10 protein-coding genes are annotated in these 12,750 nt (G+C 38.4%); 9 read left to right on the plus strand and 1 reads right to left on the minus strand.

The window, feature by feature from the left end; genetic code table 11:
• Positions 1–178 precede the first annotated feature (178 nt).
• The 9 genes from tdh (at position 179) to hfq (ending at position 11,653) form a co-directional block, all read left to right on the plus strand.
• Positions 179–1,219, plus strand: a complete 1,041-nt coding sequence (gene tdh, locus L2716_RS05535; RefSeq protein ID WP_236332563.1) for an L-threonine 3-dehydrogenase — start codon at positions 179–181, stop codon at positions 1,217–1,219.
• Positions 1,220–1,316: 97 nt separating this feature from the next.
• On the plus strand, positions 1,317–2,495 hold the full coding sequence (locus L2716_RS05540) for a glycine C-acetyltransferase (RefSeq protein WP_236332565.1): 1,179 nt from the start codon (positions 1,317–1,319) through the stop codon (positions 2,493–2,495).
• Positions 2,496–2,694: 199 nt separating this feature from the next.
• Positions 2,695–4,215 carry a tRNA (N6-isopentenyl adenosine(37)-C2)-methylthiotransferase MiaB gene (miaB, locus tag L2716_RS05545; protein ID WP_236332567.1) on the plus strand — a complete coding sequence of 507 codons (1,521 nt, stop codon included), beginning with the start codon at positions 2,695–2,697 and terminating at the stop codon, positions 4,213–4,215.
• Positions 4,215–4,634, plus strand: a complete 420-nt coding sequence (locus L2716_RS05550) for a YlbF/YmcA family competence regulator (protein WP_236332569.1) — start codon at positions 4,215–4,217, stop codon at positions 4,632–4,634. The genes miaB and L2716_RS05550 overlap by 1 nt, the downstream gene beginning before the upstream one ends.
• A gap of 556 nt (positions 4,635–5,190) precedes the next feature.
• Positions 5,191–5,757, plus strand: a complete 567-nt coding sequence (locus L2716_RS05555) for an outer spore coat protein CotE (RefSeq protein ID WP_236332571.1) — start codon at positions 5,191–5,193, stop codon at positions 5,755–5,757.
• Positions 5,758–5,950: 193 nt separating this feature from the next.
• Entirely contained in the window at positions 5,951–8,566 is a 2,616-nt protein-coding gene (mutS, locus tag L2716_RS05560; RefSeq protein ID WP_236332572.1) for a DNA mismatch repair protein MutS, read from the plus strand.
• Complete coding sequence (gene mutL / locus L2716_RS05565) at positions 8,545–10,422, plus strand: DNA mismatch repair endonuclease MutL (protein WP_236332574.1); 1,878 nt, start codon at positions 8,545–8,547, stop codon at positions 10,420–10,422. Before mutS ends, mutL begins: the two co-directional genes overlap by 22 nt.
• 19 nt (positions 10,423–10,441) lie before the next feature.
• Positions 10,442–11,383, plus strand: a complete 942-nt coding sequence (miaA, locus tag L2716_RS05570; protein WP_236332576.1) for a tRNA (adenosine(37)-N6)-dimethylallyltransferase MiaA — start codon at positions 10,442–10,444, stop codon at positions 11,381–11,383.
• A 33-nt stretch (positions 11,384–11,416) separates the two neighbouring features.
• Positions 11,417–11,653, plus strand: coding sequence for an RNA chaperone Hfq (gene hfq, locus L2716_RS05575; RefSeq protein WP_236332578.1), 237 nt, complete (start codon positions 11,417–11,419; stop codon positions 11,651–11,653).
• Positions 11,654–11,747: 94 nt separating this feature from the next.
• On the opposite strand, the gene L2716_RS05580 is transcribed toward hfq, so the two are convergent.
• Positions 11,748–12,719: a tyrosine-type recombinase/integrase gene (locus tag L2716_RS05580; protein WP_236332580.1), complete on the minus strand. Its 972-nt coding sequence runs from the start codon at positions 12,717–12,719 to the stop codon at positions 11,748–11,750.
• Positions 12,720–12,750 lie beyond the last annotated feature (31 nt).

A 12,750-nucleotide genomic window follows, 5' to 3' on the forward strand; every position in this document is an offset into this window, starting at 1 on the left:
TTTTTAGTCCGAGATTTTCGGGTATAGTTTATTTGTTGATGCAAAGACTGATGATAGAGTCTTCATCCAGCAGTGATGTGCAGCTGTTCGCGTGAGAAGGACACGTCTTTACTCTCGAATGTTGTCATGATACAATTTTCTAGGGAACTTATTGTTTAAACTTAAAGGAGTGTTCATCTTGAACGGAAAAATGAAAGCGATTGTAAAACACCATCGTGATAAAGGCGCAAGGTTAGAGATGGTGGACATCCCTCAAATAAATGAAAACGAAGTACTTATTAAAGTGAAAGCAACATCAATTTGTGGGACAGATGTACATATTTATGCTTGGGACGAGTGGTCAGCTAGTCGTGTTAATCCTCCATATGTTTTCGGACATGAATTTGCTGGGGAAGTCGTAGAGATTGGTGAAGATGTAACAAATGTGAAGATCGGTGATTCAGTTTCTGCTGAAACGCACATCGTATGCGGAGAATGTCCGCAATGTTTGACAGGAAACGCACATATTTGTCGCAACACAAAAATTATAGGTGTAGATATTGACGGATGCTTTGCGGAGTATGTAGCATTACCTGCAAAGAACCTATGGAAAAATGACGCTGAAATGCCGATGTCAGTCGGTTCAGTTCAAGAACCTATGGGAAATGCTGTCCATACCGTGCTTGCTGGAGATGTCGCTGGAAAAACGGTATCGATCATTGGTTGCGGACCAATCGGATTAATGGCTGTAGGTGTGGCTAAAGCAGCAGGCGCATCACAAGTGATAGCCTATGATTTAAATGAATATCGGTTGGAGCTAGCAAAAGAAATGGGTGCGACGACTATCGTTAATTCTAAAGAACAAGACCCAGTGCAAGTCGCTATGGAATTGACTGATGGAAACGGTGTTGAAGTTGTCTGTGAAATGTCTGGTCATCCAGTCGCGATCGACCAAGGGTTCAAAATGCTAACAAACGGAGGTCGCATGTCGATCCTTAGCTTACCTGTCAAGCCTGTACAAGTTGATATTACAAACGATATCGTGTTTAAAGGTATTACTGTACAAGGAATTACGGGACGTAAAATGTATGAAACATGGCGCCAAGTAGCTGGATTGTTGGAATCTGGACAAGTTGATGTCAAGAAAATGATTACACATGAATTTTCACTTGAGGACTTTGAAAAAGGGTTCGACTTGATGCTAGAAGGGAAATGTGGAAAAGTCGTACTAAAACCATAATAGCTATGTTTTGCTTAATGAAATTTATATTCACCTGAAAAATTTAGCAAGAATTCATTTTTAAAAGCAATGATGATTATGATAGGAGGAATGAACAATGAAAGGTTTTGAGTATCTACAAAACGAATTGGACGAAATGAAATCCGAAGGTGTATTCCGTGAATTGATTCCTTTAGAAACAGAGCAAGGATCAAAAGTAGTCATTAAAGGGAAAGAAGTTATTCAACTCTCCTCTAATAACTATTTAGGATTAACCGATCACCCACGTATGAAGCAAGCTGCTTTAAATGCGGTTGAGAAATACGGTGTTGGTACAGGATCAGTTCGAACGATCGCTGGAACGTTAAGCATGCACGAAGAATTTGAGCGTAAACTAGCGGAGTTTAAACATACTGAAGCTTCACTTGTATTTCAATCAGGATTTACGACAAACCAAGGGGTCTTATCCTCTATATTAGGTAAAGAGGATGTTGTAATCTCAGATGAATTGAACCATGCTTCGATCATTGATGGGATCCGGTTGACGAAAGCAGCACGTAAAATTTATAAGCACGTCGACGTAGAGGACTTAGAAAGAGCACTAAAGGAATCTGCTGAATATAGAGTTCGTCTAGTTGTAACAGACGGTGTTTTCTCAATGGACGGTAATATCGCGCCATTACCTGAAATCGTTGAACTTTGCGAAAAGTATGATGCGATTCTAATGGTAGATGATGCGCATTCAAGTGGTGTATTAGGAAGAAATGGTCGCGGTTCAATTGATCACTTTGATCTCAATGGACGTGTTCATATTCAAGTGGGTACTTTAAGTAAAGCGATTGGTGTATTAGGTGGTTACGTAGCTAGTACTCAAGCGTTGAGAGATTATTTAGTCCATAAAGGACGCCCGTTCCTGTTTAGTACATCTCATCCCCCTGCAGTAACTGAAGCATGTTCTGCTGCGATTGATGTACTACTAGAAGAACCTGAACTAATTGATAAGTTATGGGACAATGCGAAATTCTTCAAGGATGGCTTACAAAAACTAGGGTTTGACACTGGTAAAAGTGAAACCCCAATTACACCAGTAATTGTTGGAGATGCGACCCTTTGTCACGAGCTTTCAGACAAGCTATTTGAATATGGCGTATTTGCACAGGGAATCGGATTCCCAACAGTAGCAAAAGGTCAAGCGAGAGTCCGTACAATCGTAACAGCCCAACATACGAAAGAAGAGCTTCAAGAAGCCTTGGATGCATTTGAAAAAGCAGGTAAAGAGCTAAATATTATTAAGTAAGCTTTTAAATAGGATGTATGAATTAGATCAAGGGTAAGTAGAATTCATTTTACTTGCCCTTGTTTTTGTCTTTTATGGAACAAATACTGCCCATTACTTAATGGTCAAGAGGTTATGAATTTGTTATAATAAACGAGTTATGTACAAAGAATGCTTTACACATGAAATATAGGTAGTAAGTAGTTAGGAGTGAGGCAGTTTGAAGAAAGAAACTCACATTATAGATTCAACGAAACAAGATACGAGTGAAAAGGATTATTCAAAATACTTTCAAACAACCTATCAACCACCTTCTCTAAAAGATGCAAAAAGAAGAGGGAAAGAAAAGGTTCAATTTCATAAAGACTTTACCATTGATGAAGACCTACAAAACATCGGCGTAGGTAAAAAGTTCATGATTCGCACTTATGGTTGTCAAATGAATGAGCACGATACCGAAGTTATGGCAGGTATCCTTTCTGATATGGGATTCGAGTCAACAACAGACACAAATGAAGCGGATGTTATTTTGTTAAATACATGTGCCATCAGAGAAAATGCTGAAAATAAAGTGTTTGGTGAGATTGGACATTTGAAACCATTGAAACTTGAAAAGCCTGGTTTGATTCTCGGTGTTTGCGGCTGTATGTCTCAAGAAGAATCTGTTGTAAATAAGATTTTACAGAAACACCAACATATTGATTTAATATTTGGAACACACAATATTCATCGTTTACCACAATTGATTAAGAATGCCATCTTTAATAAAGAGATGGTCATTGAGGTTTGGTCTAAGGAAGGGGATATCGTTGAAAACCTTCCTAGAGTACGAAAAGGAAATATTAAAGGCTGGGTCAACATTATGTACGGCTGTGATAAATTCTGTACATATTGTATTGTTCCATATACACGTGGTAAGGAACGGAGTCGACATCCAGAAGATATTATCGAGGAAGTACGTCACCTCGCTAGAAATGGATATAAAGAAATTACGTTGCTAGGTCAAAACGTAAACGCTTATGGGAAAGACTTAGAAGAAGTGGATTATGGTCTAGGCGATTTAATGGATGAAATACGAAAGATTGATATTCCGCGAGTTAGATTTACAACAAGTCACCCGAGAGATTTTGATGACCACTTGATTGATGTGTTAGCGAAGGGTGGAAACTTAGTTGAGCATATTCATCTCCCAGTTCAACATGGGAGTTCGGATGTCCTTAAATTAATGGCTAGAAAATATAGTCGTGAACATTATCTTAAGCTTGTCGACAAAATTAAAACGAAGATACCTAATGCAGTATTTACGACAGATATCATTGTTGGTTTTCCTAATGAAACAGATGAACAGTTTGAAGAAACATTGTCACTCGTGAAGGAAGTTGAGTATGACATGGCGTTCACGTTTATTTATTCACCAAGAGACGGCACCCCCGCAGCGAAGATGGAAGACAACGTTCCTATGGAAGTGAAGAAAGAACGATTACATCGTTTAAATGCTGTGATGAATGAGATTTTCTTAAAGAAAAATAAAGCGCTTGTTGGTGAAGTTGTTGAAGTACTTGTAGAAGGCGAGAGTAAAAAGAACCCAGACGTACTTTCTGGTCATACACGTACGAACAAGGTTGTGCATTTCCAAGCACCTAAGAGTATGATTGGTGAATTAGTGAATGTTAAGATTAATGATGCAAAGACATGGAGCCTAAATGGTGAGCTCGTAAAAACGGTAGAGGTGAGTCAATAATGGCAGAATACACTAGAGAAGAAGTAATTAAACAGGCAGAAGAGCTTGCTAAAATGATCTCTTCAACGGAAGAAGTAGACTTCTTTAAACGTGCAGAAGAAAAGATTAACGAAAATGATAAAGTACAAAAGTTAATTGGCAAGATAAAAATGTATCAACAAGAAGCAGTCAATCTCCAACATTATCAAAAGCATGAAGCATTGAAGAAGGTGGAAGACAAGCTTGAAGGTCTTCATAAAGAAGTAGATTCAATTCCGATTGTACAGGAATTTAAGCAATCACAAACAGATGTTAATGATTTGCTTCAACTTGTGACATCAACCATTTCGAACACAGTCACAGATGAAATTATCCGTGAAACAGAAGGGGACCAGTTGAAAGGCATGACTGGCTCAGCAGTGAAACATAAAAGATTTTAACCATTTGTAGGAAGCCGATCTCATCGACGAGATCGGCTTCTTTTTTTATTAGGAAAAAGAAACGCCATACAACGTAACAACACTTTTCCTATATATAAAAGCCATAACCCCTTCCTTAAATAATTTTCACTTACCGTACCTTTTTCCTATTGTTCTGTTAGCCTTCATTGTTGATATTTAAAGAAAATAGAAGCATAAGGCGGCGACTCTAGCGGGAAAAGCAACAGACTGAAGACCCCGCAGAGCGAGGGAACTAAGGAACTTCAACTAATTACCACCACGTCCTGTGGTGAACGTTGAAGTCACCACATCCTGTGGAAGTGAGGAGGCTGAAGCGTTGCCCGCGGAAAGCGTCCGCCTTATTCTGTTCAAAATCAACAACAGTCTTTAACTAACCCTTTCCTATAAAAAAACAAAAAATATAAAATATTTTCGTAAGATTTTCATAGACTGAATTAACGGGACATTATGAACGAGTTTATAAAAAATTTTAGCACACTAGTCATTCGCCCTGCATAGGATGAATTGAAGATTGGAAGAGGAGGGATTTAGTCACATGGCCAAAAACGATAACAGCTTCAGAGAGATCATTACGAAAGCGGTTTGCGGCAAAGGTCGAAAGTTTTCACAGGCCACCCACACGGTCACACCTGCTCACAAACCTTCCAGTATACTTGGTTGCTGGATCATTAATCACAATTATAAACCTGTAGAAAACGGCAACTCAGTAGATGTTGAAGGTAGCTATGATATTAATGTTTGGTACTCCTACAATAACAATACGAAGACAGAAGTTGTAACGGAGACGATCAAGTATAAGGATACTTGTAATCTTTCGAAACGAGATGAGAACTCTCTAGGCAAACATATTGAAGTGAGTGCAAGAGCATTACAGGAGCCAAATACATTAGAAGCGACGATTTCACCAAACGGGAACAAAATCCTTGTGCAAGTTGAGCGAGAATTCATTGCTGAAGTAATCGGTGAAACGAAAGTGTGGGTTCAAGTTAACCAAGATGGTGTAATTGAAGAATTTGAGGATGACAGTTGGGAAGATGAGGTCGATGAGCAAGAATTTGAAGACCTCGATCCGAACTTCCTACTCGGAGACCTAGAAGAATAGTTGAACAAGGAAGAAGACAACTTCTTCCTTGTTTTTTGTTATCTAGTTAGTTATGGCTCATCCAGAATGGTTGGGTCTAATTTTTGTTTCATTACGAAAACTTTCAGTTGTTCAGTCATGTTTATCGCTCTAAATATAATAAATAATTGTGCTATAATGAGGGGTGAGAATAATAGAATGACGGAGGACTGACATGGCTGAGTATACTCCAATGATCAAACAATATTTATCGATAAAGGCAGATTATCAAGATGCCTTTTTATTTTTTCGTTTAGGAGACTTTTATGAGCTTTTCTTTGATGATGCACTTAAAGCATCACAAGAACTAGAAATTACACTTACGAGTAGAGATGGTGGCAAAATTCCAATGTGTGGGGTACCCCATCATTCCTCTCCAAATTATATTGGGCAACTGATTGAAAAAGGTTATAAAGTTGCGATTTGTGAACAAGTAGAAGATCCAAAGACAGCAAAAGGTGTTGTGAAAAGAGATGTTGTACAAGTCATTACACCCGGAACAATAATGGAAGGGGCACTACTAGATGAGAAAGCAAACAATTTCATCGCTTCAGTTACACCTCTTCATAACAGCTTCGGGATTGCGACTTGTGACTTATCTACTGGACAAAATGCAGTTAAAGTTCTTCAAGAGGACTGGAAATCAGTATGTTTAGAGCTTCAGTCTTTAGGTGTTAAAGAAGTGATTGTTCCAAAAGATATGAACGAGGAACGAGTGAAGCTTCTCGAAGAGGTCTATCAGTTTACTGTTTCTAAATCGATTGAGATTGACCTTCCAGACAACCTACATACCATTATGGAAGACTTAGATTCCAATGAGGTTCAGTTAGTCGGTAAGCAACTCCTTTCCTATCTTGTCCGAACACAGAAGAGATCGCTTGATCATTTACAAAAGTTTGTTTTTATTGAAACGAACGCTTATATGAAGATTGATCCAAATTCGAAAAGAAATCTTGAACTAGTGGAGACACTTCGCCAAAAGCAGAAAAAAGGATCGTTACTTTGGTTACTTGATCAGACTGTAACAGCGATGGGAGGAAGGATGCTGAAGCAATGGATTGAACAACCGCTACTCGATTCAAAATCGATAGAAGAGCGATTAACCATTGTTGAATCATTCATGAGACAATTTTTCAATCGAGAACAGATCCGTGAACAACTTAAAGAGGTATATGATTTAGAGCGACTTGCAGGTAAGGTTGCATACGGAAATGTGAATGCGAGAGACTTGATGCAACTAAAGCGGTCATTACAAAACGTGCCGTCTTTGAAGGATCAGCTACTTGATATGGACCATCCGGGTTTAACAGACCGTTCACATAATATGAATCCTTGTGAAGAGTTAACCAATCTGTTAGATGCAGCTGTGCATGAAGATGCTCCAATCTCCATCCGAGAAGGTAATATCATTAAAAATGGGTTTAACAATCAATTGGATGAATATCGAAATGCGAGTGTGAACGGTAAAACGTGGATTGCTTCACTAGAACAATCAGAACGGGAAAAGACAGGGATTCGTTCCTTGAAAATTAGATTCAATCGTGTCTTTGGATACTATATTGAAGTAACCAAAAGTAATTTACACCTTATTGATGAACAACGTTATGAACGTAAACAAACACTTGCAAATGCTGAAAGATTCATCACACCTGAACTGAAGGAAAAAGAGGACATTATACTAGAGGCTGAAGAGAAATCAATTGAACTTGAGTATGAGTTATTTATAGAAGTTCGTGAACAAGTCAAAAAGTTCATTCCTCAATTGCAAGCTTTAGCGAAACAAATAAGTGAGATAGATGTGCTTCAAGCGTTTGCAGTTGTTAGTGAAGAAGGTCAATACTGCAAGCCGATTATTTCGAATGAAAAGGTTATCCGAATAGAGGCAGGTCGACACCCAGTTGTAGAACAAATGATGGACCGGCAAGACTATGTATCTAATGATGTTCGGATGGACCAGAACCGTGGTCTGTTGTTAATCACTGGACCGAATATGGCAGGTAAAAGTACGTATATGAGACAAGTTGCCTTATCCTCTATATTATTGCAGATTGGATGTTTTGTGCCTGCAGATTATGCAGAACTTCCTTTATTTGATCAAATTTTTACGAGGATTGGTGCTGCAGATGATCTTGCAGGAGGTCAGAGTACCTTCATGGTTGAGATGATGGAGACCCAATATGCCTTGAATCATGCGACAGACCGTAGCCTCTTACTTTTGGACGAAATTGGAAGAGGGACATCCACGTATGATGGGATGTCTTTAGCTCAGTCGATTATTGAATACATTCATGAATTTATAGGTGCAAAGACACTCTTTTCAACACATTACCATGAATTAACTGTTCTTGAAGATCAACTATCACGACTTGAGAACATTCATGTAAAAGCCATTGAAGAGGAGGGGAAAGTTGTTTTCCTTCATAAAGTTGAGGATGGGAAAGCAGATCGTAGCTATGGCATTCATGTTGCAGAACTTGCCCAACTCCCTCCGAAACTAATAGAGCGAGCTAATGCCTTGTTAAAGGATTTCGAATCAGAAAAAGGAAAGAATATAGCTCATTCAGAGGAAAAAGTGAAGGGAGATAATGGTCAACTGTCATTTTTTGAACCATCACAACAAACCAAGCCTCAAAAAATCATTCAGTCTGATCACCCTGTATTGAATCAGTTAAAGGAATTGGAGCTACTATCAATGACCCCTCTTGAAGCGATGAATACACTTTACAACCTGCAAATGTCGATCAAGCAAGGAAAACAGGAGGAAGCTAAATGGGTAAAATCAAACAATTAGACGACCTTCTTTCAAATAAAATTGCAGCAGGTGAGGTTGTTGAGCGACCTGCATCGATTGTGAAAGAGTTAGTAGAGAACTCAATTGATGCAAACAGCACCCGAATTGACATTGAAGTTGAAGAAGGTGGACTTTCTAAACTCATTATAATCGATAATGGGGACGGCATTGAAAACGAAGATCTGTTAACCGCCTTCCAACGACATGCGACGAGTAAGATTCAAAATGAAAACGATCTATTCCATATAAGAACACTTGGATTCAGAGGAGAGGCTTTACCAAGTATCGCCTCTGTCTCAAAAGTGGACTTAAAAACATCTACAGGCAGAGACGCTGGTAATCAACTCACTATTCAATTTGGAAAAGTCGTCAGTCAGAATAAGTCTGATAGTCGAAAAGGGACGACCATTGAAGTAACGAAGCTTTTTCATAATACGCCTGCACGATTGAAACATTTAAAGACGATTCATACTGAACTTGGAAACATTACCGACGTCATTAATAGACAAGCTATGGGTCACCCTGACATCGCCTTTCATTTAAAGCATAATGGCAAAACAGTTCTTAAGACGCCAGGGAATGGAGATTTGCTTCAAGTTGTCGCGAGTATATATGGCATATCTGTTGCGAAACAGATGCTTCCTGTCTCAAACGAGACGTTAGATTACCGTATAAATGGATATGCTGTAAAGCCAGAGGTGACACGTGCTTCACGGCAATACGTATCATTGTTTATTAATGGTAGATACATTAAGAATTTTAAGATTTATAAAGCAATTGAACAGGCGTATCATACCTTACTCCCGATCGGCCGCCATCCTATTGTCATCCTATCGATTGATCTTGACCCGATCCTAGTTGATGTCAACGTGCACCCAGGGAAATTAGAAGCAAGGTTCAGTAAGGAACAAGAATTAGCTTTAGCGATAGAAGAAGGGATTAAAAAGACTTTACGGCAAACAGAGCTCATTCCTAAAGTTACACAGCCGAAATCGAAAATGTCGGCACCGCGTTCTGAACAGCCAAGCTTCAGTTTTGATACTTCTGAGCGTGATATTTCACGTCGTTTAGAAGCGGTCAATAGATATGATGCTTCTGAAAGTGAGAACATACCATCTCGCCAACTGTCTACGACGAATGAGAGTTCGAATGAATCAAAAACAGAAGTAGAACCAGAAAAAAATGTTTCTAAGGAAGAATATGAAGGATACCTCTTTAATCAAGTTTCAGGACAAACAGATGAAAATTCAATCGATAATGAATCATCAACATCTCGCATCCCAGTCTTATATCCTGTTGGACAGGTTCATGGGACTTACATCATTGCTCAAAATGAACTCGGAATGTATGTGATTGATCAACATGCTGCTCAAGAAAGAATCAAATATGAGTATTTTAGAGAAAAAGTGGGCATGTATGAACATGAAGTCCAAGAATTAATCGTACCGATTACATTTGAATTTACGCATTCTGAAGCGACAATCATCCAGGAACATCAACAAGAATTGTCATCCATCGGAATCTTTCTAGAACCATTCGGTGGCAACACTTTCATCGTACGTTCTCATCCACAGTGGTTTCCAAGCGGTGAAGAGCAACAAACGATACAGGAAATTATTGATCAAGTTCTATCGGATAAGAAAACAGATATAAAAAAGCTTAGGGAAGATGCAGCTATCATGATGTCATGTAAAGGTTCGATTAAAGCAAATCGACATTTAAGGCATGATGAGATGGTTTCATTGATCCGAACATTGAGAGAAACAAAAGAGCCATTTACTTGTCCACACGGACGACCAATTCTCATACAATTTTCAAGTTATGAATTGGAAAAGATGTTCAAACGAGTGATGTGATAAAAGTGGAGGTAATGGTATGAATCCAGCATTAGTCGTCATAGTAGGACCTACAGCAGTCGGCAAAACAAAAACAAGTATTGAAGTAGCAAAAGCTTTTGATGGAGAAGTGATGAACAGTGATTCAATGCAAGTATATAAAGGGTTAGATATCGGGACAGCCAAAATCAAGGAAGATGAGAAGGAAGGAATTCCGCATCATCTCTTTGATATCAAGAGCCCTAATGAGGACTACTCAGTAGCCTCATTCCAAGAAGATGCAACAAACAAAATCAAAGAAATTCATAACCGTGACCATCTGCCAATTATGGTCGGAGGGACAGGACTCTATGTTAGGTCAGTTACGCATGGGTATACGTTTACAGATGCTACAGCTGACCCCGCGTATCGTGACGAACTTGAGAACTATGTTGAACAGTACGGTGTGGAAGCACTACACAATCGATTGAGAAGTGTTGATCCCAAACGAGCAGCAGAAGTTCACCCGAACAATGTACGTCGTGTCATTCGATCACTTGAAATTTATCATACAAAGGGTCATTTAGATCAACAAAGTAATGCAACTAGAGAAAACACCTCCCCGTATCATTTAGTGACAATCGGTTTAAAGATGAAAAGAGAACAACTGTATGATAGGATTAATCGACGTGTAGACATCATGATGCAGGAAGGTTTACTCGAAGAAGTTCAAGCGTTACATCGTGACGGAATTAGAAACACACAAGCAGTTCAAGCGATTGGTTATAAAGAGCTGTATGAATATTTTGATGGGGAATGTACATTAGATGAAGCGATATTGAAGTTGAAGAGAAACTCTAGAAGATATGCTAAACGTCAAATGACGTGGTTCAGACATCAGATGGATGTGGAATGGTTTGATGTCACAAATGAGTCCATTGAAGAAAAAATTCCATCTATTTTGCGTTATGTGGCAGGAAAGCTACATCTTGAATCGAATTAATGTTATGAACGTTTATTTAGGAGGCCTATACACATGAAGCAATCCATTAATATTCAAGATCAATTCTTAAACAGCTTAAGAAAAGAAAATGTTTTCGTCACAGTATACTTATTAAACGGTTTTCAGCTTAAAGGACTGGTGAAAGGATTCGATAATTTCACAGTGGTTCTCGAATCTGACGGAAAGCAGCAGTTGATTTACAAACATGCGATTTCAACATTTACTCCTCAACGACCTGTCGAATTCAGCTCTGAAAATCAGAATGGATAATTCATTCAGTAATCAATTGTACATTTAGTACATATGGATACGAAAAGGATTGACCTTGATGAGGTCAATCCTTTTTTGCTACCAACAACGTTTACTAATGTGAAGCGGTGGTTTGAAGGTAATCTAAGTAACGGTTTAATGTTAAAGACGTTTTCATTCCGAAGTGGTGTTGAATGTCTTCTGCATTTTGGTTCGTCTTAAGCTGGTTTAAAATTGCAGTTCTTCTAAAATGTTGCGCAGATATCCCTTTTCGTAAACCGGCACGAGCAATTTCTTGTCTAATCATTTTCTGTATTGCGATTTCTGTCAAACGCTTCGGCTTATTAGTTTCATATGACCATCTATAAGTGAGTCTTTTAAAGTCAAAGGCGACGAAAAATGGGTCCCCTGTGTGTTGAACAGGTCTAACTGCTGAAGGGATTGAAGTGTAGTAATCATATAGAAGTTCGCTATCCTCATTACTCAATGATATCGTTCTCTTTGTCAAATCGTTGTTTGTGATTACTTTCAATTCTCGATTAATGAATGATAGATGGCTCATTGAGAGTGCACTCACTTCATGAAGACTTAAGCCATAGTTGATCATTAAAGTTATTATTCCTAAATTCCGTTTAGATAAGTACGGGAAAGCTTTCAATTGATTTTCTGTTAACCCTTCTGGAGAAGAGAGGATATTTAAAAGTGTTTCTCGTTCTTGTTTTGATAAGAACATTTCTTCAGTGAATGAATCATCTAATATGTTATCAATTTCAATTCCGTTCATCGGGTTCGTCAAACATTTCCTTTGAGAATAGAGGAAAAGGTGATACTGTTTTAAAACACTATATACGCGTTTAAGGGTGCGGTAAGAATAAGAACGCTCGGTAATAAGAAAATCGAAATATGTTTGTATGAAATCTGTTGTATAAACTTGTTGATCATCATAACCGAGTTCATTTACACGAATCCATGCAAGATAATCTTCTAGATCATATTTGTACCTTTTTACAGTTGATGGTTGTTTTCCTCGAAATTCTAAATCCGTTAAAAATGCAATCGCATCCTTCGGTGTTTCATGATTCCCCATTTCGTTTTCACCATCCTAATGTATATTAATT

Source organism: Pseudalkalibacillus berkeleyi (assembly GCF_021608225.1).
GTDB classification, from domain to species: Bacteria; Bacillota; Bacilli; order Bacillales; family Fictibacillaceae; genus Pseudalkalibacillus; species Pseudalkalibacillus berkeleyi.